Below are 25,216 nucleotides of genomic sequence, written 5' to 3'. Positions count from 1 at the left end.
CCTCGACATAGCCTGCAGATCATCAGGTTTCGAACATTGCGCACAAATTCAACGGCACGAATAGAGGTGTCGTGATTTTTTGACGATCCAAAGACAGCTCATGCCAGGAGACTTGAGGAAGACGAGAAAAGGCATCACGACTTTGTGGAGTAGTAAGACTTATACCACTCGACAAATCGCGCGACCCCAACCTTGACCGGCGTGTCTGGATTAAAACCGACCCAACGTTCAAGTTCATCGGTATCAGCCGCGGTTGCCGGCACATCACCCATCTGCATCGGCAGATAGTTTTTTTCAGCCTTCATGCCTAGGGCATCCTCTAGCGCGCCGATGTAGTCCATGAGATGGGTTGGCTGATTGTTGCCTATATTGAATACACGATACGGCACGTTGCTGGTTGAGGGATCAGGATTGGCCGGATCAAAATTAGGGTCGGCCTCGGCAGGTCGATCATTTATTCGCACAACACCTTCGACAATGTCATCGATATAGGTGAAATCACGGACCATTTGCCCGTGGTTGAAGACATTGATCGGCTTACCGTCCAATATTGCTTTAATGAACAGAAACAGCGCCATATCCGGGCGTCCCCACGGACCATAGACCGTGAAAAAGCGCAAACCTGTCGTCGGTAGATTGAACAGATGGCTGTATGTGTGAGCCATGAGTTCATTTGCCTTTTTTGTGGCAGCGTAAAGACTTATCGGGTGGTCGATATTGTGATGTTCGCTGAACGGCAAAGCGGTGTTTCCACCATACACCGAGGACGAACTTGCATAGGCCAGACTTTCAACACCGTTATGCCGACAACCCTCAAGAATATTCAGGAAACCCTGAATGTTGGAATCGATATAAGCGTACGGATTTTCTAAAGAATACCGAACACCGGCCTGTGCTGCCAGATGAATGACGCGCTGCGGACGGTGTTGTTTGAAGATGCCGGCAACACCATCCGTGTCTTCGACACTCAGCTTGGAAAAAATGAAATTCGGATACTCTTTCAACCGTGCCAAACGCGCTTCTTTTAAAGCGACATCGTAATAGTCGTTCAAGTTGTCCACACCGATGACCGTATCGCCACGCTCAAGCAAACGAATGCTCGTGTGCATCCCGATAAATCCCGCCGCACCAGTAAGCAGTATTTTCACGACAGACGCTCCAACTCGCAGTTTAGTTCAGTAATGTGTGACTCGTCGCCTCGGCAACGGAACACCAAGCGTTTCCAACACAATCGATAAATCGTCAATTCGTTTTACGCTTAAAGACGATCAACATTCAGATAGTGCAGTTTAAAACGACAATCCACCATAGAAAAACCACGTGCACTTTGCTAATCGCACATACCTTCAAGCGTTACGAAGAAGCTGCTCATATCATTCTGAAAGGTGAGATAATGACGTTGGAAAATCGAACTGTAGCCGTTATTGGCCTTGGCTATGTCGGACTTCCTCTCGCAGCAGCATTAGGTCGCGTTAGAGAAACAATCGGCTTCGATATCAACCCAACGCGAATAACGGAACTTTCGTCGGGACACGACCGTACTCAAGAACTGACGCCAGATGAGTTGAAAGCCAGCACCAACATATCGTTCACGGCGGATTCGGCGCAGTTATTAACCGCCTCCATCTTTATCGTAACAGTTCCGACACCCGTAGATGAGGCAAATCGCCCGGACATGACACCGCTTGTTAAGGCAAGCGAAACAGTGGGACGAGTGCTGAAAAAAAACGATGTCGTCATTTTCGAATCCACGGTCTATCCGGGCGCGACGGAAGAAGTCTGTGTACCTATCCTGGAAGCGGAGTCTGGCTTGGTCTACAACCGAGATTTTTTCTGCGGTTACAGCCCGGAACGTATCAATCCAGGGGATAAGGTCCACCGTTTGGAGAACATCGTAAAGGTCACGAGTGGCAGCACGCCCGAAACCGCTGACCTTGTTGATAGCCTGTATAAACAGATCATTCTGGCTGGCACCCACAAGGCCAGTTCCATTCGTGTTGCCGAAGCCGCCAAAGTGATTGAAAACACCCAGCGAGACGTCAACATCGCTTTGATGAATGAATTGAGCCTGATCTTTCAGAGGCTGGAAATTGACACGATGGACGTGCTTGAAGCCGCCGGTACGAAATGGAACTTCTTACCGTTCAGACCCGGTCTCGTTGGCGGCCACTGCATTGGTGTTGATCCCTACTACCTCACACACAAGGCTCAACAGATCGGTTATCATCCAGCTGTCATCCTAGCCGGGCGCCGCATCAATGACAGCATAGGCGCATTTGTTGCAGAAAAGACGGTAAAGCTTATTTTGCAACGTGATTTACCGCTTAACAATGCGCGGGTACTCGTGCTCGGGCTGACATTCAAGGAAGATTGCCCGGATCTACGCAACACCAAAGTTGTCGACATCATTCACTCCCTCAAAGAATATAATCTTGAGGTCGATATTTACGACCCTTGCATAAATGTTGAGGACGCCGACCGTGAGTACGGCTTGAAATGCCTGACAGCATTACCAGAAACTGACGATTACAGTGCTGTTATCGTCGCTGTTGGCCACAGCCAATTCAAGGAAATGGGCACAGACGCATTGCGCAACCTTGCAAAGGAAAATGGCGCATTGCTGGACGTGAAATCCATATTCGCCAAGGAAACAACCGATTGGAGACTGTAACGGTTTTTGGGTACTCTTCCGGCCATTAAGATATCGAGGTTGCTAGGCTGGCCGTTTCGAAATACATCGCCTATCTCCACTCTATGAGATAACAATATTATAACTCAGAGCTCTGAAAATGACGGCGAAACGCATAACCGATCTAGTTCTCGTGATACTAGCAGCGATAATTCTCGCCGTGCCCATGATCATGGTCGGCATTGCCGTGAGGCTTACCTCGAAGGGTCCGGCTCTTTACTGGTCGAAACGCGTTGGTAGAGGCAATCAATTGTTCGATATGCCAAAGTTTCGAACGATGGCTGTGGATACCCCAGTCGTCGCAACACATCTCTTAAATGACCCAGCGAAGCATTTAACGCCAATTGGCAGCTTCTTGCGCAAGACCAGTCTCGACGAACTACCCCAGCTCTGGTGCATACTGAATGGCGAGATGAGTTTCGTGGGGCCGCGGCCCGCTCTTTATAATCAATACGACCTGATTGAAGCGCGGACCTTGTGCAATGTCCATTCACTTCCGCCAGGGCTGACGGGCTGGGCACAAATCAACGGTCGAGATGAATTGGCGATTCCAGAAAAAGTCGCCTTGGATGCCCACTACCTGGCACGACATAGCTTCCTTCTCGATATGCGCATTTTGATTATGACCGCCGTGAGCGTTATCGGAGCCAGAGGCGTTAAGCACTAGAACTTCAGTTTTTGACGCCAAGTCGTCGCCACTAAGAATTTTGCCTTTTCTTTGAGAAAGGTAGTCAGCACACTTGAATTGATTGATGGAGTATTTTTGTTGAAGACGACATTGGTCACTGGAGCGTCTGGATTTGTGGGTTCCCACCTAGTTACCGAGATGGCGCGACGTAACATGCCGTTTAGGGGACTTACGAGAGGAAGTGCGCCTAACTTGGTAACGATCCCCTCTTACAGTTCCGACATGAGCTGGCATCCTTATCTCGAGGATGTCGAGACTATCGTACATTTAGCCGCCCGCGTTCACGTGATGAGAGAGACCGACGTAGATCCAATCAAGCGATTTCGTGAAGCAAACGTTTTATCGACAATTAATTTGGCGAAACAGGCTGCAGAAGCCGGCGTTCGACGTTTTGTATTCGTGAGTTCCATCAAGGTGAATGGTGAGTGCACACCGCCCGGAAAACCATTTCGCGCAACTGACCCGCGAGGCCCACTGGATCCATATGGCATCTCAAAAGCAGAAGCCGAGGAAGCACTCATTGAACTAGGCGCGAAAACGGGAATGGGCATTACAATCGTTCGTCCCCCACTCGTCTATGGCCCCGGCGTTAAAGGTAATTTTCAAACCTTGATCAAATGGGCACGTAAAGGCGGGCCATCGATTTTTTCCAAGGTAGACAACAAACGTTCCTTCATCTCCGTCGATAATCTTTGTGATTTTCTCATAACGGTTCTGGATCACCCGAACGCATCAAATTCGGTATTTCTGGTGAGCGATGGCGAAGATCTTTCAACCCATGAACTTTTAACCAGATTGACCACAGAGCTTGGCCGCACGCATAAAAGCATACCACTCCCCCCGTTCATTTTACGAGGGCTTGGAGCACTTGTCGGTCGCAAGGACATGATTGCAAGGTTGACAGAAAACCTTGAGATCGACATGTCAATGACGAGAAAGTTCCTAGGATGGGCACCTCCCTTTTCGGTAGGCGAGAGCTTGCGTAAGCTTACGAGGCCGTAATTTGATTGTGATTCACAAATAGCTCGCCAAGTTGCGCTGCGCGGTAGTATGGAGGCCTATAAAACGCGCCCCTCCCAAAATTTCAGATTTCCACAAGAATACGAACGCTCACGTATAATCGTTAATCAAGCTTTTTTTACAAAGCTTGTCACATAGCGTACACAATTACCCCAGTAACAATTGCATGGGGCAACACACAATGACGGCAGACAAAATTATCGAAGGCATCGAGGCAAACGTCTGGAATTATTATGACCTCAGTGCTGACGAGAAAATTGTATCCGTTCCAGCCCGTACATTGTTGTCTCCCGATCGCCTTGATGTTCTTGCCCGCTATATTTTTGTCAAGCAGCGAAATTTAGGTTGGGGCGTAGGTTGGGGCACCAGTATTTACCGGCACTACCTTGAAACATGTAATGCAGATTTTATTGACGGCGACAAAACGAAGAGCTCGTTTAGCGATTACTTGAGATCATTCTCTAAATTATCTGATAGCGTGGCTGTGGAGGGATGGAACTTCAACAAGGGGCTGCTCCCTCATGTTGACGGAGCGGTTATCGATGGTGCCCATCGTCTGTCTGTCGCACTCTATCACGACGGAACTGTCGAAGCTGTGCAATTAAAAGGACAAAAACAGGTACATTCAGCCGATGCCCTTTTGCGAATTGGAATTTCTCCCAATATTGTCGAGCAACTTGTCAATGAATTCATTTCATTAGACGAAGAAACATTCACAGCGATTCTGTTTCCATCGCAACTTAATCTTCAAGACGCCGCGGTTCATCGGATCGGTGAATTTGCGAAGATCATATACACAAAAGATGTGGCTTTAAGTGATCAAGGTCGAAAGAATGTGATCGAGCTGCTTTACGGCCATGAGCCTTGGTGGAAAACAGAGTTGCTTGAAGACTTTGTAAATTTACGATTTCCTCAAGGTGGATCAATTACCGCTGTTTTCTTCAAGGCCAATGCAGGACAAACCTCACGCACAGTCAAAGAACGCGCAAGAGAGATTTTTCCTGCGATACACTTCATCCACGCCAATGATACACATCAAGAAACACGCTGGATCGCTGACTGCCTATTAAATCCAAATGGCATTCAATATTTGAATTTGAGACCGACTGTTCAGCCGCCACGTTTTCGCGAACTTCTTGATGATTTTAGATCAAGGATAACCAGCGATAAATCGCCAGGAAATTATTGCATAGATTCGAGTGCCGTCATGGCCGCGTTCGGCATCAGGGACTGTCGAGATTTGGACTACATCACTCCAGAAGTACGTACGACTAAGCTCGCGGACGATAGCCGAATATCGTGGCACAACGAAGAATATCTAAAATTCCCAATACCAGTAGATGAACTTGTCGCAAATCCAGCCCACCACTTTGTTTACAAAGGGGTTAAATTCATGGCCCTGGATACTGTTATGTTTTTCAAACGGCACAGATGGGCTGAAAAAGACATCGAAGACTGTCGCCTAATCTTGGAAGCACGCTATAAGATTTCTTTCAGAGATCGTTTTGCGACGAAGCGAAAGCGTCTGAAACGCGAGATCTCATATCTGCTTCAGATAATGCCTGCCGAGACCGCAAAATTGCTTAAACGAATTCTGCCGACAAGTGCATTTCAGGCCCTACGTCAGATGTACCGCAGGTGGAAAGGCATCATGTGACGTAACATTTAAATCAGTTTGTTGCGCATATTCATGACCGGCACATTGCCATCGTCACTATGCATGCCGCAGGTATAGTTCTGAATATCGGGTCTAGAACCAGAAAATCCGGTTTTACAAAGAGGCCGACAAAGCTTGAAGCTTTGCCGGCCTTTAATTATTGCGAGATAAACAACGTGATGACCCGCTTGCGATAGTCAAGTATAGATCATCAAAACCTAAGCTTTGCCTTTCGCAGCAGCATCCGAAACGTTCTCATTGGATCGACTCGTACTGCAGAAAACAGCGCATGACACGCTAAGACGATCAAAAACCTGCGCACTGCACCATTAAATAACCTGAGAAGAAAATCAGCCATAAGTGGCTCGGCACGAGTTTTCACGTCTAACTGCCGATAGTCTTGCCACGCATTTTTTAGCTCGACAACCTGACCCAGAGAGATGCGCGCATAGCGAATAACAAAGAGAGAAGCTTCAAGGTCCCTCCGCATTTCAATAGGTATCATCTCAATAAGTCCGGGACCTATCGATTCAATATCTTGAGAGGGATCAGGTAATTTTGCTACGCGCATTCGATGACACAGTTTGGCTATCATGGTCGCCAGCTCTTGTTGCTCACGATGAACAAGCGAGACATTTGTGTCATGAACTCGGTATTTTAACAGAGGCTTTGGAATGTTACTGAGCGCATAACCAAGTTCATGAATGCGCAACCAAAGATCATAATCTTCTGCATGAGAAAATGCTCTGCGATACCCGCCAGCGGCAACCACAGCCTCTTTTCTCATCATGACAGTTGGATGGGCGAATGGGCATCCGGCTTCTAGAAAATTTTCCACATCGCCTTCAGATACGGGATAATCGCCTTGACGAACAATCTCTCCATCGGCGTCAATAAGAAGAATGAAGCTGCCAATGGCTCCAAGATGCGGCGCTTCGGACATGCGGCGGTATTGCTCTGAAAAGCGCTCTGGCATAGCGATATCATCGGCGTCCATACGTGCAATAAGATCAGCACGAGCGAGGTTTATTCCTTCATTAAGAGCAGAAACAAGCCCGCCATTTGATCGGTCAACGAGCACAATACGCGTATCGCGAGCAGCCAACTCACGTAAAACGGCACCGCTTCCATCTGTTGAGCCATCATTGATGACGATCAGCTCAAAATTTGAAAATGTCTGCGCCAGCAAGCTTTCAACAGCTTCGCGCACGTACTTTTCAGCGTTATAAACAGGTAAAATGACACTGATTAATGGCTCATCACTCATTTCAGGAGAATCCAGTCAGCGGGATACAAGTCAAGAACATTGCAGCCTGCAAGCTTTTCTGAGGTGAACCATTGAGCGGGAGAGATAACTCTTCGCTTTGGACTGTTGTTAAGCCAGGCGGCCCACCAGGAGTATGAACTGTTTGCAATTATATTATGTTTGCAGTTCGCCATGAGAAACATGTCTTCCCAAGGTGCAGATGGATCTGACCGAACCACGTGGAAACGCGGTGATTTTGCGAAATTTTCAGTCGCATAATCAGGGTCATCAGAAAACAGGAAAAAGTCGGTGTCGGTCCCAACCAAATCCTGCATAAGTGCGATAGCCCGATGATAATAACCAAGACCTAATGCGGCATGCACTGAAGAGGCTGTGGCGCTGAGATAATCTCCACGACGAACATGCAAAGAAACACTGCAGTTAGAAGCAGAAATTTTTTCTGCCCACCCAGCTGACGTCGCCGTAAACGGAGATTTCAGTTGAAACCGTGCGCGGAGCAAATCCTCCGCACCCAGGAAATATTGCGGGCTCTGAAAATACCCATCAAGCAATATCTCATCACTCGAGAGATCCGCACTTATAGGATTGTAATGAAAATTTTGCTCTCGATAAACACCGTCACGAAAAGCCCGATCTCCATTCAGTCTACGTGCTATACGAGACACAAGCGACGAGGAAACCGGCCCTGCCACAGGCGGGCCGGAATATATATCTTGCGGCACTTGCAGTACATCAAGCTGATAGGGCCAAGTCTTGTAAGCGTCAAAAGTGGACACATCCAAATACAATTTTCGGTTCAACTGCTCCGACAGCCCGAGCGCTGCCGCATACTGGAACATCTGGTTGCCCAGTCCGCCCAAAAGACGAATTACTACTGCTCCATTCACACTTGACCTATCGCTCACGCAAATCTGCCTTTTATTCGTTTCACCAGAATCTTTATTATGCCAAAGCAAATTTCCGCCCAAAAATGGAGTTGATTGGGGAAAATTGAGCGAACCAACGCATTCTCATTCGTCGCGAAGCTTCGATAAAACTCGTGAACAATTGACGGTTTTTTTATCGACGGAAGGATAGCGTCTATAGCTGCACGCCGCAGACTTCTCTCAAAACGGTTGTCAGCTCTAACGGCTGCCTCCCATTTCGAATATACCCGCATTTGCTGCTGAAAAAATTTCAAAGCTCGCCCACGTTGAACACGGCGTTGTGCACTTTCATTATGGATGCGTATTCCGACAACAGCTTGTGGCGTAAAATCCACCTTGCTGATTTTGGCTAAGCGTATCCAGAGGTCCCAGTCTTCACCATGAAACAATTGCTCATCAAAGTGACCAGCAGAATCCAGTACGTCCCTCCGCACTAATACACTCGACGCAGAGCCGGACAACACATAGCTTTCAATCAACAAAGGTAGAAAAATATCGCCTCTTTTTTTGGGCGGCACAACATATTGATTGGTCGCAAGTTCACCGTCAGCGTTTATACAAAAATATGACGAGTGTACAAATCCAACATCTGATGCAGCGCGCCCAAACACCTCAGCCTGACATTCGAGTTTTGTAGGCAACCAGATGTCATCAGCGTCAAGAAAAGCTATAAAAGGTGCCTTGGAAGCCGATATTCCTGCATTTCTCGCTGCAGAAACCCCTTTGTGAGGCAACTTTAAGTAACTTATGCGCGAATCCGATTCCATAAACGACTTTGCAACATCGACGGTTCTATCCGATGATCCGTCATCTGCCACTATTATGCGTGAAGCGGGCAACGTCTGCTTTTGAATCGAACGTAGTGCATCCGCAAGATACTGCTCACCGTTAAAAACAGGTACAACAACGTCGATTTCAATGCTTTTCATTTTATTTACTCAAATCATCACGCCTTACCCATGATTCCCAAACAAACGGGTAGCGCCACTCAAGCCGGTGGGTACGTTGCAAGCGTTTTGCCAAGTCTTTATATTTCCTGCGAGCATCAGGAACGTGCAAGTGAAATTGAACCTGAAGGTGCTTTATTGTCGTGATCCGATTGGTATCAATCAACCGGTTAAGTAGAGCGAATTCTCCACCTTCGATATTAAGCTTTGCCAAATGCCACTCAGTTACACCACGCTCGTTCAGAACACGTTCTGCATCTAACAAACTCACTTCGACTTTCTTTCCATCGGATGCACCGAAAACGCCGGACGCATCAGCATCCAAATCAAACCGGACTGTCTCGTCCTGGTCAGAAAGCCCGGCTTCGTACAAACGCACCTTTCCATCACCAGAAAAACGGTTCCTTATCGTTTCAGCAAACGTGGGTATCGGCTCAAAAACTGTAACATCTGCGTCACAAATCGATCGAAACTTGGCAACGAAGTCTCCCGCATAACCACCAACATCCAAGATATTTGCGCCCTGCGGAAGATCGTATCTGAACCTGAGATCCTCGGATGGATTATTTGTAATCCATTGCTGATGAGACCTGTAGAATTCGTTCGTGACGTATTTCCAATAATGCACGCACCTCTTCTTGGCAAAAGACGCCTTGTATTTAAATGATCGAAGAATACTCAACACGGCTGGGCGATGTTCCACGTACGAGCGTGCTCGCGCTCTTAATCTTATCGGAAGAGGCAAAAACTCATTCTCTGCATAAAGTGTCCGTATGGGCTTTCTGTCACCCGCACTATTGGCAGCGCTCAGATCTTTTGCAACCTTGGCCAGCAACGCAAAAACGTTATGTTCATACATCACACGCCGGCGCGCTTCGCTTAGATGCTCACGATTTTGTTCTGCAATATTCGAATGTATGACTTCTTTGATGATGGCGACTGCATTCTCCGGATCATAAATATCGATTGCTCGGAATGCACCAGCAGGGAAATAGTCCGCTGCATTAGGACAACCGTGGTAGATAGGGAAAGTTGACGTCAAAAAAGGATCGGCAAGTTTTTCCGTCCAATAGTCATCAATTGCACAGTTCTCGAGAGCGATATGATACCTATATGCATCAAGGACGTCACGTTTATCTGAAAAATCAGCGATACCGCGCCCAAATACGTCGACCTCGTCACCTAACGCCTCTTTCAATTTCATGACGAATTCCAGCCTCGCACGGTGCTCTGCAGTGAATGTCTTATTTGACGACACGACAGACACAAGCTTCGATTTTTGCGGGGAATGTGTCTCGAACTCGTTAAACTGCATTGGAGATGCAAGAAGTTCACCTCCGGCAGACATAGTTCCAACATGCCAAGGAAGACCGGCTTGGGTAAGTATCCGCTTAGGGTGTGGAGTCTCTCTATCCGCAGTGATAACTGCATCAAATTGAGCCAAGAACCTTTGGTTGTATCTCTTAACGTTAGATGGCTCAGAGACGACGAAAACAGTCGGAACTGGCTTACGTAAAACCAGACTGCGCTCTGGAAGGGCATCATACACGAACACAACGTCCGCATCGTCTGTGTCCACAAAAAACTGCACATCCCCAAACGAGGTGCTTCCAGACGGAAGTTGACGCCTCCACGGCCAATTTGAATGCTGAGTAACAAATGCCGCTTTGATCATCAAACTATCCTTAACATCCTGCATGCACTCAATCAGCGACCCAATCCAAAACCGGAGCGACGATACCGGGTCGACGGGCCCGCCAATAGGGCGATGGGCTCAATCCGCCAGACACCTGGAGGAAAACACTCACTGGCGTATTACCTGGCTCTGAAAACCAACCCTGCCCGTGAAGAGAGGCAAAGAAATCCACTCGGTAACGACCTTCGTTCAAGAAATGAGCGGGTATTTTTGCTCTTATAACGTTGTATCCGATTTTCAACTCGGGCCAATTCTCAGCATCCTTGTCGGTCGTCACAGACCAAAATACGTGCTGACCATGTTCATCGATAACCACACAACCAAAATTCAACAAGGGACTGAGGCGATGGATATCGAGGTCAATCTCCACACCGAATTCTCGATTGCCTGGAATCGGGTGATCAAGTGTCTCGCCTGCCATGTCGGTTAGACGGAATGTTTTCAGTGAGAAAAAGTCACAGTCGAGTGGACCGTGTACATCCGCGCGGTGAAATCCCTGCAGTTTCCCGTCTTCACCCATCAGATACCGCGCGCACGTCTCTTGCACGTCTGTGCTATCGGCCTTTAACCGTCCGCGCTCCATCCAGATTATACGCGAGCAAAGCTGCATGACTGCATTCATGTTGTGCGACACAAACAGCACCGTACGACCAGCGCTGGCAACATCACGCATTTTACCGAGGCACTTGTTCTGGAAATCAACGTCACCAACAGCCAGTACTTCATCAATGATCATGATCTCTGGCTCCAGATGAGCAGCCACAGAGAAAGCAAGGCGCATTTTCATGCCGCTGGAGTAGCGTTTTATTGGAGTATCGATAAATTCTTCCACGCCGGAAAAAGCTACGATCTCATCGAAGCGAGCCTTGATCTCCTGTTTCCTGAGGCCGAGGATCGTGCCATTGAAGAAAACATTTTCGCGCCCGGTAAGTTCAGGATGAAAGCCTGTTCCAACCTCCAACAATGAACCAACGCGTCCGTTCAGAATTGCTTCGCCAGATGTCGGTGTTGTAATTTGGGAAAGGACTTTTAAGAGAGTACTCTTCCCGGCGCCGTTGCGGCCAATGATACCAACAACCTCACCTTCATTCACATCGAAGCTGACGTCGTTAAGCGCCCAAAACTCACGCGGCTGAGATGGCTGGCCATTTTCGGCGGCCTCTGCTCTCTTCCCTTTAAAAATAGACGCCAGCAAATCGCGCAAAGTATCATGAGCAGGTCCTGAGCCGCTCAGTTGATACCGTTTGCCAATACCATTCACACTGATGATCGGAGACATGATTAAATCCTATCGACGATCGTCGGTTCTAGCTTACGGAAAATGCGGAAGCCAAAGTTGAAAATGATCCCTGCCCAAAGCAATACAATTCCAACAGCAGCGAGAGACGGAAACGGAGTGCCGAGAAGCACAGCACGCGCTGTATCCAAAAGTGTGGCAACTGGATTGAGGATAAACACCCACTGATACTTCTCTGGAACGAAGCTAACAGGATAGATCACTGGTGTCAGGTACATCCCAATCTGAACAAAGAATGGTAGAGCAATGCTGATATCACGATAGATAGCGTTCAGCGGCGAAAGCATTAATCCTATTGCGTATCCGAGCAACCCGCCGAAAATTAGCAAAAGCGGTAGAAGCACCACATAAGGTGTAGGCACAACTCCGTAAATCAGCATAAGCGCCAGCAAAATAACAAGGGAGATGCATAAGTCCACCCCAGCGGATATTGCGGGAACCAAAGGAAGAATAATACGAGGAAAAAAAACCTTCGTGATAATACCTTCGTTTTTTACAAGCGCACCGGATGCCTCCACAACGACCTTGCTAAAATATTGCCAAAACAGCAGGCCTGAAAGGACGAAGACGGGATACGGAATGCCATCGGCAGGAATTTTTGCCAAGAAACCGAATATAACCGAAAAAATAATTGTCGTTATCAGCGGCTGCACCACGGCCCAAGCCACACCGATCACCGATTGCTTATATCGAATCTGGATTTCTCGCAAAGCGAGCGTCCAAGCGATATCTCGATTTAACCAAATATCCCTTAGACCGTCCCACACTGTTCGATCTGCTCGCGGTCGAATTACAACACGCGCTACGCCGTGTTTCGGGAGCATATCTGTCATTAGGCTAATTCCGTTTTGTTGAATTCTTAGTCACGTACTGCTTCCGACAGCAACTGCTTCTTCAATTGCCAAACGCAGTAACCCGAATTCTTCATCAAGCGGAAAATGATGATTACCGATAAAAAGCCCGGCGCCGTCGATAATCTCCGCGTTTGGAAGATTGCCGCTGATTGAATAATCAAACCATTTCAGAACTTCGTTCTTGGCGAAATTTCCTGCGACGATCGGTCGGACATCAATTTTATGATTATTAAATGCACTAACGAGCTGTTCGCGGGAGAATGGCGCATCCGGGCTAACAATCATTGAAAAGCCAAACCAGCTGCTTTCACCAATCTCGCGTTGGGTCCGTAAAAACGGATAATCGGCCAGGATTGCCTTGAACGTCTCGGCATTGCGTCTACGTTCACTGACAAGCGTTGGAAGTTTGCGCAGCTGAGCCAAGCCAATTGCACCACTCATCTCCAATGGCCTGACATTATATCCCGGCAAGATAAACCTGAACGATTCCGTGAAGGCGTCATCACTCTTAGGCGTTGTTATCTTATTGACTTTTGGCAGATTTCTCGTCCAGCCATGCGCTCTGAGCGCAAGCAATATGTGATAAAGCTCCTCATCATCAGTAATTACCATCCCGCCTTCCATGGTCGAGATGTGATGACTAAAGAACGCGCTAAAAGTGCCCATGATACCGTGTGACCCGGCCTGCCGCCCCTCGAAAGTTGCGCCCATCGATTCACAATTGTCCTCGATGATATCAATCTGTCGGTCACCAACGATCTTTCTAATCTTGGAAAAATCGTTCGGATTACCGAGTAGGTTGACGACCATAATCGCCCTGGTGGCCGGCGTTATTGCTCGCTCCAGTTTGCCGAGGTCATAGTTGAGGGTATTGATATCGATGTCCACGAACCGGAGCTTTAGTCCGTATTGGTGGAGTGGATAATACGTTGTGCTCCATGATACCGCGGGCACAATAACTTCGTCCCCCGGCAGCAATGGAGAATTGCTGCGATATCTGAGCGCGCCAACCATAATCAAATTAGCAGATGAACCCGAGTTCACCATGACGCAATATTTGCTGCCACAGTACTCAGCAAACGCCTGTTCAAACTCAGCCACGCGCGGCCCCATCGAGAACATGCCCGATTCGGTTACGCTACGAATTGCTTCGTACTCTTCTTCGTCCCAGCTCGAATTAGCCAGCGGATAAGTCATTTGCATCATCCAATGTCAAAAAATATTCATAGGCTTTCTGGATACCCTCCCGCAACGAAGTTGGGGCAGACCAACCCAAATTCTTCTGGCGAGAAACATCCAACAATTTCCGCATCATACCAACCGGCTTTGTGGTATCGAAGACGAAACTTCCATCAAATCCAATTACATCAGCCGCAGCCTGGTAGTACTCCAATACGGACAGATCAGAACCCAAGCCGACATTCATATCGCCAGGCAATTCCGAGGTGCGCTCGAGGAAGAACACGATCGCGTCCGCCAAATCGCCAGCGTACATAAACTCTCGCCTCGCACTGCCGTCCCCCCAAATCTCGACATGACGTTGTCCGGTGAGGCGGGCGACGTGCAGCTTACGAATGATAGCTGGAACCAAGTGAGATACTTTCGGATCAAACTTATCGTATTTTCCGTAAAGATTGCACGGAATCAGTGTCTTGTATTGCAATGTTGGATCTTCACTTCGCATGTAACCGCACATCCGTGCAGCAACACACTTAGCAAGAGCGTAGCCTTCATTGGTCGGCTCCAAGGCGCCAGTCAGAACATCTTCCTCACGCAGAGCGTTTGGACTGTTCTTAGGATACATACAAGAACTGCCCAAATTAAGGACAGTCTCAACACCAGCCTCGCGAGCTCCAAGTAACAGATTCTGCCCCATGGACAGATTTCGAGCCAAGAAAGCTACTGGCTCGCGGATGTTTGCCTGAATCCCACCGACGTGACCAGCACTATGAATGATCACGTCCGGACGATGTTTTTTCAACCAGGCAAACGTTGCACCGTGAGCCATGAGATCAAGTTCTGAACTACTCGGCGCAAGGACCTCGTGATGGCTCGCCTTAAGAAGCTCTAGCAGATTGCGACCAACCATGCCTGAGCCGCCGGTAACAAGAACTCGCGCCATGGTCAGACCTTCGCCGCATGACTTCGGTCAAGACAGCGCGCTTCTTCCAGATCGCTTGCAACCATTTCCTTTACCAAGTCGCGGAAAGGTGTCGTATGGCGCCAACCCAACTTGTCAAACGCCTTAGAAGGATCGCCAAGCAGCAGATCAACTTCTGTTGGGCGGAAATACCGAGGATCAATCTTCACCAACTCAGCGCCGCTTTTCGCATCGACACCAACTTCGTCTACTCCGGTACCGCTCCACGCGATTTCGCGACCAACTTCAGCAAAAGCAAGCTCTACAAATTCGCGGACAGCATGGGTTTCACCAGTCGCCAACACATAATCGTCGGATTGATCCATCTGCAGAATTCGCCACATGCCCTCGACGTAGTCACGCGCATGTCCCCAATCTCGCTTCGCATCCAAATTACCGAGATAGAGTGCTTTCTGCTGTCCAAGCTCGATCGCAGCAACGGCTCGTGTAATTTTTCGAGTAACGAACGTCTCACCGCGAAGCGGGCTTTCGTGATTGAATAGAATTCCGTTAGAAGCATGCATGCCATAGGCTTCACGGTAGTTCACCGTAATCCAATAGGCATACAACTTCGCCACCGCATAAGGGCTGCGGGGGTAAAATGGTGTCGTTTCTTTTTGTGGTATTTCTTGTACCTTGCCATAAAGCTCTGATGTCGACGCCTGGTAGAACCGCGTCTTGCCTTCGAGCTTCAACAGTCGAATAGCCTCAAGAATACGCAGCGCTCCGGTAGCATCAGCATTTGCAGTATATTCGGGAGTCTCAAAACTCACTTGAACATGACTCTGCGCCGCGAGATTATAAATCTCATCAGGCTGAATTTCTTGAATAATTCGAATAATATTCGTCGAGTCAGTCATATCTCCGTAAACAAGACGGAAATTCGTAGCCTCTTCGTGTGTGTCTTTAAACAGGTGGTCAATTCGACCGGTATTAAAGGACGACGACCGCCGTTTTACGCCCCAGACAGCATAGCCCTTGGAAAGCAGTAGTTCGGCCAGGTAAGCGCCATCTTGTCCAGTTACACCAGTGATAAGTGCGCGTTTTTGCAAAGATAAAATCCATATTTTAGTGATACGAACTTCGCGATCATGTAAAAAACCGTCGCAGAATTGACCACCATTTACACGAAGCACTACCTATCGACAACTGTCAAAATTCTACGATACCGCCGCTCCAGACCTGTAAAACCACCCTACTACTACCGCAACCGCCGCACACGCCATCCGGGTAACGGAGAAAGCTTGAGCCTCGGCCGGGACAAAAGCGATGCTGTTATCAACATCAAAAAACTTGCCAAGCGACGTTCACGCCATGCCGATGCCGCGCGTTCGTAAAACAGGTAGGCATCAGCGGTCTTGCGCAAGGATTTGTCGGTGGTTAGCGATGCAATTTTCTGGCGGATATAGGCGGACGCATTCGTTACAGCAACGAGGTTTGTATTATTGCCTCTTTCTACAGCGACACCGATCATGTCTTGAATTTTCAGCTCAAAGTTAGCCAACGCAATACGTACGAACCATTCATAGTCCTCCAAACGACGTAGACTGACATCGGAACCACCAGCTGAATTCATGATTTCAGCGCGATTTAGTATGATGCACGACCCCGGCGCGAACCAGCACCCTCGGAAAAACTCCTCCGGTGTGGAAGCAGGTAGAGGAACCCTCTCCTGCCATAAAACTCCACTCGGCAACACGTCCAACCAGCCACAGCCATAAACGGTTCGGCCTGGCACTGGGCAATGCTTCTCTGCGTCATCAAGATATGCCCACCGCGCTTCCATCGTGCCGGGGAGCAGCCAGTCATCACTATCCAGGAAGCTAACCCAATCGGTTTTGGCAATCTCCAAGCCGACATTGCGTGCGTTTCCCGCACCGCCATTCGCATCCAGCCGGACAATCCTTACTATGCCTGTTGATGCAGTACGTTCAGATAACACCAGCGGTTCCGGCGACGCATCGTCGATAACCAATACCTCTACCGGCCAAACATCTTGCTCCAAGATGCTATTTATAGCGCGCTCAAGTTTTTGCTGACGCCCATATGACGGAATTACAAACGTCAGTGGTATCTGTGCCTTCATCCAATTTCACCTGATAAATGCGTCGTTGCTGCAATCCGGATGTCGCGCATTGACATCATAAGTCGGACAATGGCAATGCAAACTAAACTCCAAGTCAAATTAGTTTGAGGAAACTCTACTTTTTGGAATGTGTCGCGCTGTTTTCGCCCTAAATTCTTGCACTTCAACTGAGATAAAAAAAGATGGCTGGCCTGGTGGTAATTTGTAACGACCTTGACTACTTCCTGCGGCACAGGGCGGAGGTCCCACTCAGAATTAAAAAAGAAGGCCATCAGGTTACGATTGTAACGGGAGGTCGATTTGGGCGCGCCTCGGATCAACCGGACCTTGATTTTGAGCACACACCGATTGAACGTTTTTCATTCAATCCGTTCTTAGACGCTGCTCTGACTATCAGGTCGTTGAAAATATTTCTTCGGACGAAACCTGAAGCAGTTCATCTGATAACTTTAAAACCCGCAATCTATGCCGGCATTGCCGCGCTAATTTCGCGAGCCTTAGGCCGAGGCCCACAGCGAGTTCTGATCACCATACCAGGTCTAGGGCGGCTCATGTCACCATCAAGTTCCCTGTCTGGGTTCATGGCAAATTTTGCTCGAAAACTGATAGGATTGGCCCTCAGATTTATCTCATCGCAAAAAGACGTTCATTTCACTTTCGAAACTCAACACGATTTTTCTGTTTTTGTTGAAAAAAAACTTGTCAAACAAGCTGGCGCATCTGTCATCAAGGGAGCTGGTGTCAACCCCGCCTTATTCTACCCGAAAGAAAAAAGCGAGCCGATGGGCGCTTTGCGGATTTTGTTTGCCTCCCGACTATTGAAATCAAAGGGCCTGGAGGCGTTCCTCATGGCGGCCCAAAAAAACGTCCATGGTCGTTCAATCCAATATATCGTGGCCGGGATGATCGAAGCAGATGATCCCGATGGCTATTCTGCAGAAGAACTGGCACGCAATCCAGCAATCACTTTTTTGGGTGAGCAAAATGATATGCCGTCACTTCTTAGGACCGTTGATGTCGTTTGCCTTCCGACTTTGTACGGCGAGGGTATACCCCGTATTTTAATTGAAGCAGCGGCCTGCGGTATAGCATCAATAGCGACGGATGTTCCCGGCTGTAACGAGATCGTGCTGAATGGCGAAACCGGGGTACTTATTAAGCCTGGAATGCTCCCTGAGATGGCCAATGAAATTGCGTCTGCAACCGATGCATACGCTAAAAACCCTTCACTATTGGCAGACCATTCACAAGCAGCCCTCACTCACTTCCGTGCAGGTGGATTTTCCGAAAGTTCTGTTATCGAGCATTTTGTTGAACTTTTGGGTTTTTCTGGCAGATCCCTTAAAAATTGACCAAAAGAGGAATAGGCGATTTCCGCCCACGCAAAACAGCGGTAAAACGTTGCAGTTGCGCCTTTTTAAACTTATTACCAAAATTTCAAGACATGAGAGATGTCGCATTATAAAAACATATCCATGTTTGATAAAGCTTCATGACAACCAACCTCCTTCGGCTGCGATTGCTCCGTGACGGAAATACATCTGCGGTAATGGCACCAGGCATCAGCGAATGGCATTTAGAAACATTATTTCGGTCGTTTTGAGCCTACCGCGCTGGATAAAGCGCTTCACTGCTCTATGCGTCGATAGCGCCCTTTGTGTCCTGACACTCTGGCTAGCCTTTTCTTTGCGGCTGGATACATGGGATTTCCTGTCGGGTGTCCAGCTTATGACAATCCCGGTTTCTCTCGCCATTGCTCTACCGCTCTTTGTCGTGAACGGCTTGTACAGAGCTATTTTTCGATACATTGGTTGGGCCGCGTTCCTGGCTATCATCCGAGCTATCGCGCTCTATGGCGTTCTGTTCATGCTGGTGTTCACCTTTATCAGCGTGCCGGGCATACCAAGAACCGTGGGCATCATGCAGCCCCTCCTCCTGCTGTTGGCCATCAGCATATCGAGATTGGTTACACGCCAGATACTCGGCGCTCCCTACCGGCGTGAACTCAGCAAAAACGCCCAACGCAACGTGCTGATTTACGGTGCGGGGACCGTAGGGCGTCAGCTTGCGAGCGCACTACTGAACGGCGGGCAGCTCTCGGTGCGTGGTTACCTTGATGATGACAAGCACCTTCATGGCGCGCTGATCAACGGTGTGCGTGTTTATGCACCCCACGAACTCAAAGATGCCGTGACTCTTTTGAATGTCAAAACCGTTCTTCTCGCTGTACCAAATATCAGCGCTGAACGCCGAATGGCGATTATAGAAAGCCTCCGGGGCGTTGGTGTTGCGGTTAGGCTAGTGCCGAATGTCAGCGAGATTGCACAGGGCCGCGTGCATATGGCTGACTTCCAGGAATTGGCCATTGACGACCTTCTAGGCCGCCCACCAGTCAAGCCGTTCGAAGAACTGCTCAAACGCAACATCAAGGACAAGGTTGTCATGGTGACAGGCGCCGGCGGCTCGATCGGCAGCGAACTGTGTCGTCAGATCCTGCAGATCGGTCCCGAGCGATTGATTCTGTTCGAACAGAACGAGTTCACACTTTATTCCATTCACGCCGAACTGGTGCGTAACGATCCCTCCAAGGAAGATATCGTTGTGGCACTTCTGGGCTCTGTGCGCGATGCAAAGCGCATGGCCGACATTATGGAGAGCTTCAAGCCACATACGATTTATCACGCTGCAGCCTATAAGCACGTCCCGATCGTCGAACAGAATCCGGTAGAGGGTATTTCCAACAATGTTCTCGGCACGCTTGAGACCGCCCGCGTGGCGATTGAAAAAGGCGTCAAATCATTCGTATTGGTCAGCACAGATAAAGCCGTTCGTCCGACCAACATCATGGGCGCATCAAAGCGGGTAGCAGAGCTTGTTTTGCAGGCTCTCGCCGTCAAGAACCCTGACATTACCTTTTCGATGGTGCGATTTGGCAATGTGCTTGGCTCATCCGGCTCGGTCGTGCCTCTCTTCCGGCAGCAGATTGCCAATGGCGGTCCAATCACGCTCACCGATTCAGAAATGACTCGTTACTTCATGACCATTCCTGAGGCATCTCAGCTTGTCATCCAGGCCGGCGCGATGGCAACAGGCGGCGACGTTTTCGTTCTTGATATGGGCGAACCCGTAAAGATTATCGACCTTGCCCGACGTATGGTCGAGCTGTCAGGCATGACAATCAAGGATGAGACAAATCCGGACGGTGATATCGAGTTCGTCATGACCGGACAAAGACCGGGAGAAAAGCTCTACGAGGAACTGCTGATCGGCGATAATCCTGCTGAAACGACACACCCTCGCATCATGACGGCCCGTGAGGAGTTCTTCCCCTGGCCTCAACTGCAATCCATGCTCGAAAAGCTGAAATCCGCGATGGATGTCAACGATCTCGTTGAGGTGCGCAAGCTGATGGGCACAATGGTATCGGGCTACCGACCAAGTGCGGATATCGTTGATTTGGTCATGATGCGGCAGCGGGAAAACGACACATTGTTAGACCCGTTTACCGAAACACCAACCGGTTAAGACGCATAGACAATATATCTGGTTACACAGCCATTTGAACAAAGTGCTCGATTGGCTGTTCACGCCGCTCGAGCGCTGGTGCAAATGCGTTGCCAATGCCAATCAAAACCGGCTCATCTACACCAATTTCAATAATTCCGGCATCAAGATCGCTCAACCGTCCGCACCAGCGCCGCTCTCCAGCTCGGGTGATAGCACTCATGATAACAAGGGGAGTGCAGTCGCTCATGCCATGTTCGATGAGGCGAGATTTAATTTCTGTTGCCGTACGACCGCCCATATAAAAAACCGTCGTCACAGTCGGGCTTGCCAATGCGTTCCAGTCGAGGTTTTCTGGCAAATGACCAAGGCGCGAATGACCCGTCACAAACCGTACCGACTGCGCATGATCACGATGGGTTAAAGAAACGCCAAGGCGGGAGGCCATAGCGCTCGCCGCAGTTACACCGGGGACAACCTCCACCGGAATATCCTGTGCTTCAAGCGCTGCAATTTCCTCCCCTGCCCGACCAAAAATCATAGGATCACCTGATTTTAGCCGCACAACCCTTTTGCCTGCCTTGGCGAAATTTATCATCATGGTGTTGATGTCTTCCTGCTTGCAACTGGTTCGACCTCCCCGCTTGCCAACCAGCATACGTTTTGCCTCACGCCGAGCCAGTTCCAGCACCTCATCCGACACAAGATCATCAAACAGAATAATATCAGCGGCCTGAAGTGCACGAACGGCTTTCAACGTTAGAAGCTCAGCATCACCTGGCCCTGCTCCAACCAGAGTAACCTTGCCGTACGTGCCTTCCCCGCCACCGAAGGCATGATGGATATCTGATATCAATTTATCCTGCATCAGTTCATCGGCTTTTTCCGTGAAAGCCCGATCAACAAATCGCTCCCAGAAATTTCGACGGGCATTGCCCGGCGCCAGTTTTCCATTCACCCGTTCGCGCAGGCTTTGCGCCATATCCGCCCAACCTTGCAACGAATGCGGCAACAAGGTTTCGATACGCCGGCGAATGGCCTGCGCTAAAATTGGTGCCGCTCCATCCGTGGAAATTGAGACGACAACAGGCGATCGATTGACGATCGAACCAAACTGAAACTGGCAGAACTGGGGTTTATCGATGACATTGGCAGGAACGCCTGCACGTTTCGCGGCCTCAAAAAACACCTCGGCATCCTGCTCATCGTCACAGTCAGCAATGGCCAGTACTGCGCCAAGAAAACACTCTGCAGACCATTCTGTATCGTGGTGAAGGATGGCTGCCGCCGGGTTTGGTAAGTCCCGAACCGTAAGCGAACACATTGTTTCACCAAGCGAGCGCTGCGGACAGTAAATGTGCAGTTGCGCTCCACAAGCGAGCAGAAGCTCCGCCTTCCACGCCGCAGCATCCGAGCCGCCGCACAGCACAACGGCTTTACCAGTTAAATCCCAGAACACAGGCAGTTTGGCCAGCGTCTCCATTCGCACCGCTTCATTTCTCTTGGTTTGCACGACATCCATGGATGATCCCTTCCATCGCAGCGGCCGATCTGTTGCAGGTCGCGTTGGTATTGAAAATGTGGCTGTTGTGTTTGAGCCTGCGCCAGGAGAAAATGGCGCATGCGTTTTCGGATCTAGGACCGCGACTAGACTGCGGTTACTCTGCCGCGATCATCAGCGCTTCAAGCGCAATGGCCAGCATGCCATTTACATTGCGAACGGGAATGGTTCTCACCTCCCCCTCATCCGCTCCCAAGGCCTTACCCGTCTCGAGCGAGATCACCCAGTTGTGCAGCGGACATGTCACCGAGACGCCATGCACGATACCTTGCGAAAGCGGACCACCCTTGTGCGGGCAATGATCTTCAATCGCAAAGACCTGATCCTCAGCGGTACGAAAGACAGCGATCTTTCCCATCGGAGTTTTCACACAGCGCGCGCCACGCAAAGGGATATCCGAGATATGTCCAATGTCGACCCAGTTGTTCATGCGTCTACTCCGCAGCCTGATTAAAGCCGATGGTCGCCATCGGATTGAACTCGTGTTTATGTTCGCCCGACACACGTTCGGACCATGGGTCGACCTGCGCAAATTTCTGACTGAACACAAAGCGGTCGTAATACGCGCGCCGCTTTTCGCCATCCTCCATGATCTGGCGGCGAACCTCGTCGTAACCGATACGCTTGGCCCATTTGTAGATGCGCTCAAGATACCGCGCCTGCTCACGGTACATCTGGGTCAGAGCCACAATGTGCTCCAATGCCTCATCCTCGGTCTTAACAAGACCAAGGACCTCGGTCCCCTTGATATCCAGACCGGCGGCACCGGCGAAATGGATTTCGAAACCAGAATCCACGCAGATAACGCCGATATCCTTGCAGGTCGCCTCAGCACAGTTGCGTGGACAACCTGACACGGCCAGCTTCAATTTTGCAGGTGTCCAGGAACCCCACATGAACTTTTCGATGCGCACACCAAATCCGGTCGAATCCTGTGTTCCAAAGCGGCACCACTGCTGGCCAACGCAGGTTTTCACCGTCCGCAGACCCTTGGCGTAGGCCTGGCCGGAAATGAACCCGGCCTTGCCAAGATCAGCCCATACCGCTGGCAAATCCTCTTTCTCGATCCCCAACAGGTCGATACGCTGGCCGCCTGTGACTTTCACAAGCGGAATTTCGAACTTGTCGACAACGTCGGCGATTGCGCGCAATTCATTGGCATTGGTCACACCGCCCCACATTCGCGGCACAACTGAATAGGTGCCATCCTTTTGAATATTTGCGTGAACGCGCTCGTTGATGAAACGGGACTGGTAATCGTCGGCATATTCATCTGGCCAGTCACAGACGAGGTAGTAGTTCAGCGCCGGGCGACATTTCGCGCAACCGCATGATGTCTTCCATTCCAGCTCCTGCATGACAGCAGGAATTGACTTCAGACCCTTGGCTTTGATCAGTCGGCGAACATCATCATGGCCAAGATCCGTACATTTGCACATCGGTTGAACGGCTGCCGGATTGTAACTGTCGCCAAGCGTCAGGGTCATCAACTGCTCAACCAGACCAGTACAGTTGCCACAGGAGGCAGAGGCCTTGGTGTGGGCACGAACGTCGTCAAGGCTCGTCAGACCCTTGGATGTAATGGCACTGACGATCTGTCCCTTGCAGACGCCGTTACAGCCGCATATTTCCGCATCAGCTGACAAGGCTGCCACTGCCGCCATCGGATCGAGCGGAGAACCACCCTGATAGGCTTGCCCGAAAATCAGTGTCTCCCGCATTTCGGAGACATTCGTGCCTTTCTTCAACAGGTCGAAGAACCACGAGCCATCCGAGGTTTCACCGTAAAGCACAGCACCGATAATACGGTTTTCTTTAAGGATCAGGCGTTTGTAGACGCCGGCCGTGGCATCACGCAGCACGATCTCTTCACGGTCGTCACCCTCGGCAAAATCACCTGCAGAAAACAGATTGATGCCTGTGACCTTCAGCTTAGTATTGGTAACGGAGCCATGATATTCCGCTTGGCCGCCAATCAGCCTGTCTGCCAAAACCTTTGCACTTTCATAGAGCGGAGCGACAAGGCCGTAGCACATGCCACGATGTTCGGCACATTCACCCAACGCATAGATCGAAGCATCAGAGGTCATCATACCATCGTCGACCACGATACCGCGGTTGACGGCAAGGTCGGCATCTTTTGCAAGGCCGGCGGACGGACGAATGCCGACCGCCATAACCACCATCTCACCTGCTATGATGCGGCCATCTTCGAGTTCAATACCCTCCACCTTGTCCTCACCGAGAATACGCTTGGTGTTGGCTTTGGTGATGATGTCAATACCGCGATCCGTAAGAGCCTTTTCCAGAAGATAGGCAGAGGCGGGATCAAGCTGGCGCTCCATGATGGTCGGCATCAGGTGAATGACGGTAACGTCCATTCCCTGGCGCTTCAGCCCATAGGCCGCCTCAAGTCCCAGCAGACCTGCCCCGATGACAATTGCTCGGCCGCCTCGCGCCGCAATGTCCAGCATCTTTGTGACATCATCCAGGTCGCGGTAAGCCAGAACACCCGGCAATTGATGGCCCGGCACTGGAATGATGAAGGGAGAAGAACCCGTCGCAATCACCAGCTTGTCATAGGAAACTGTAATCCCGTTTTCGCTGGTTACCGTCTTGCGATCACGATCAATTTCGGAGACCTTGGCTCCCTTGTGTAATGTCACATTATTTGCCGCATACCATTCATCCGAATGAATGATGATATCTTCATAATCTTTCTCGCCGGAAAGCACCGGTGACAGCATGATACGGTCGTAGTTAACTCTCGGCTCGGCATTAAAAATCGTAACATCATAAAGGCCTGGAGCCGTCTCAAACAGATTTTCTAGCATGCGGCCCGGAGCCATGCCGTTGCCGATAATGACAAGCTTTTGCGTCATGG

Annotated in this window: 20 protein-coding genes; 6 read left to right on the top strand and 14 right to left on the bottom strand. The window is 49.7% G+C overall.

Annotated features, from left to right (window positions below; translation table 11 throughout):
- Positions 1 to 134: 134 nt before the first annotated feature.
- Positions 135 to 1,148, bottom strand: a complete 1,014-nt coding sequence (locus M2418_RS12075) for an NAD-dependent epimerase (protein WP_259146776.1) — start codon at positions 1,146 to 1,148, stop codon at positions 135 to 137.
- Positions 1,149 to 1,393: 245 nt separating this feature from the next.
- Here M2418_RS12075 and M2418_RS12070 point away from each other — a divergent pair, with 245 nt between their 5' ends.
- The 4 genes from M2418_RS12070 to M2418_RS12055 all read left to right on the top strand — a co-directional run bounded on the left by M2418_RS12070 (position 1,394) and on the right by M2418_RS12055 (position 6,054).
- Positions 1,394 to 2,671 (top strand): nucleotide sugar dehydrogenase, encoded by a 1,278-nt coding sequence (locus tag M2418_RS12070; RefSeq protein ID WP_259146775.1) that lies wholly within the window; start codon positions 1,394 to 1,396, stop codon positions 2,669 to 2,671.
- A 118-nt stretch (positions 2,672 to 2,789) separates the two neighbouring features.
- A complete protein-coding gene (locus M2418_RS12065) occupies positions 2,790 to 3,356 on the top strand; it encodes a sugar transferase (protein WP_192489270.1) in 567 nt (188 codons plus the stop codon).
- 51 nt (positions 3,357 to 3,407) lie between these two features.
- Positions 3,408 to 4,379: an NAD-dependent epimerase/dehydratase family protein gene (locus M2418_RS12060; protein WP_310503194.1), complete on the top strand. Its 972-nt coding sequence runs from the start codon at positions 3,408 to 3,410 to the stop codon at positions 4,377 to 4,379.
- 199 nt (positions 4,380 to 4,578) lie between these two features.
- Positions 4,579 to 6,054: a hypothetical protein gene (locus tag M2418_RS12055; protein ID WP_259146774.1), complete on the top strand. Its 1,476-nt coding sequence runs from the start codon at positions 4,579 to 4,581 to the stop codon at positions 6,052 to 6,054.
- Positions 6,055 to 6,265: 211 nt separating this feature from the next.
- Here the strand turns inward: M2418_RS12055 and M2418_RS12050 are convergent, their stop codons facing one another.
- The 10 genes from M2418_RS12050 to M2418_RS12005 all read right to left on the bottom strand — a co-directional run bounded on the left by M2418_RS12050 (position 6,266) and on the right by M2418_RS12005 (position 17,267).
- Entirely contained in the window at positions 6,266 to 7,321 is a 1,056-nt protein-coding gene (locus M2418_RS12050; protein WP_259146773.1) for a glycosyltransferase, read from the bottom strand.
- On the bottom strand, positions 7,318 to 8,226 hold the full coding sequence (locus M2418_RS12045; protein ID WP_259146772.1) for an alpha-1,2-fucosyltransferase: 909 nt from the start codon (positions 8,224 to 8,226) through the stop codon (positions 7,318 to 7,320). Before M2418_RS12045 ends, M2418_RS12050 begins: the two co-directional genes overlap by 4 nt.
- On the bottom strand, positions 8,223 to 9,176 hold the full coding sequence (locus M2418_RS12040) for a glycosyltransferase (RefSeq protein ID WP_259146770.1): 954 nt from the start codon (positions 9,174 to 9,176) through the stop codon (positions 8,223 to 8,225). Before M2418_RS12040 ends, M2418_RS12045 begins: the two co-directional genes overlap by 4 nt.
- A 1-nt stretch (position 9,177) precedes the next feature.
- A complete protein-coding gene (locus tag M2418_RS12035) occupies positions 9,178 to 10,869 on the bottom strand; it encodes an FkbM family methyltransferase (RefSeq protein WP_259146768.1) in 1,692 nt (563 codons plus the stop codon).
- Between the two features lie 28 nt (positions 10,870 to 10,897).
- On the bottom strand, positions 10,898 to 12,172 hold the full coding sequence (locus M2418_RS12030) for a polysaccharide ABC transporter ATP-binding protein (protein ID WP_405049423.1): 1,275 nt from the start codon (positions 12,170 to 12,172) through the stop codon (positions 10,898 to 10,900).
- Positions 12,172 to 13,020, bottom strand: a complete 849-nt coding sequence (locus M2418_RS12025) for an ABC transporter permease (RefSeq protein ID WP_259146764.1) — start codon at positions 13,018 to 13,020, stop codon at positions 12,172 to 12,174. Before M2418_RS12025 ends, M2418_RS12030 begins: the two co-directional genes overlap by 1 nt.
- Before the next feature lie 30 nt (positions 13,021 to 13,050).
- Positions 13,051 to 14,238 (bottom strand): DegT/DnrJ/EryC1/StrS aminotransferase family protein, encoded by a 1,188-nt coding sequence (locus M2418_RS12020; protein ID WP_259146762.1) that lies wholly within the window; start codon positions 14,236 to 14,238, stop codon positions 13,051 to 13,053.
- The gene (locus M2418_RS12015) at positions 14,219 to 15,163 is read right to left on the bottom strand and encodes a GDP-L-fucose synthase (protein ID WP_259146760.1); all 945 of its coding nucleotides are present in this window, start codon (positions 15,161 to 15,163) and stop codon (positions 14,219 to 14,221) included. The genes M2418_RS12020 and M2418_RS12015 overlap by 20 nt, the downstream gene beginning before the upstream one ends.
- A gap of 2 nt (positions 15,164 to 15,165) precedes the next feature.
- Positions 15,166 to 16,233: a GDP-mannose 4,6-dehydratase gene (gene gmd, locus M2418_RS12010; protein ID WP_259147362.1), complete on the bottom strand. Its 1,068-nt coding sequence runs from the start codon at positions 16,231 to 16,233 to the stop codon at positions 15,166 to 15,168.
- Positions 16,234 to 16,382: 149 nt separating this feature from the next.
- Positions 16,383 to 17,267, bottom strand: a complete 885-nt coding sequence (locus M2418_RS12005; protein WP_259146759.1) for a glycosyltransferase family 2 protein — start codon at positions 17,265 to 17,267, stop codon at positions 16,383 to 16,385.
- Between the two features lie 182 nt (positions 17,268 to 17,449).
- Here M2418_RS12005 and M2418_RS12000 point away from each other — a divergent pair, with 182 nt between their 5' ends.
- A complete protein-coding gene (locus M2418_RS12000) occupies positions 17,450 to 18,619 on the top strand; it encodes a glycosyltransferase (protein ID WP_259146758.1) in 1,170 nt (389 codons plus the stop codon).
- Between the two features lie 217 nt (positions 18,620 to 18,836).
- A complete protein-coding gene (locus tag M2418_RS11995; protein ID WP_259146757.1) occupies positions 18,837 to 20,792 on the top strand; it encodes a nucleoside-diphosphate sugar epimerase/dehydratase in 1,956 nt (651 codons plus the stop codon).
- A 22-nt stretch (positions 20,793 to 20,814) separates the two neighbouring features.
- On the opposite strand, the gene cysG is transcribed toward M2418_RS11995, so the two are convergent.
- The 3 genes from cysG to nirB form a co-directional block, all read right to left on the bottom strand.
- On the bottom strand, positions 20,815 to 22,293 hold the full coding sequence (gene cysG, locus M2418_RS11990) for a siroheme synthase CysG (RefSeq protein WP_259146756.1): 1,479 nt from the start codon (positions 22,291 to 22,293) through the stop codon (positions 20,815 to 20,817).
- Positions 22,294 to 22,429: 136 nt separating this feature from the next.
- Positions 22,430 to 22,762 (bottom strand): nitrite reductase small subunit NirD, encoded by a 333-nt coding sequence (gene nirD, locus M2418_RS11985; RefSeq protein ID WP_259146755.1) that lies wholly within the window; start codon positions 22,760 to 22,762, stop codon positions 22,430 to 22,432.
- 4 nt (positions 22,763 to 22,766) lie between these two features.
- The gene (gene nirB / locus M2418_RS11980) at positions 22,767 to 25,214 is read right to left on the bottom strand and encodes a nitrite reductase large subunit NirB (protein WP_259146754.1); all 2,448 of its coding nucleotides are present in this window, start codon (positions 25,212 to 25,214) and stop codon (positions 22,767 to 22,769) included.
- Positions 25,215 to 25,216 lie beyond the last annotated feature (2 nt).

Origin of the sequence: Rhizobium sp. BIGb0125 (genome assembly GCF_024810055.1) — a bacterium.
Taxonomy (GTDB): Bacteria; Pseudomonadota; Alphaproteobacteria; order Rhizobiales; family Rhizobiaceae; genus Agrobacterium.
Note: the sequence above shows the minus strand (reverse complement) of the source record. Positions and strands in the feature narration are given on the sequence as shown.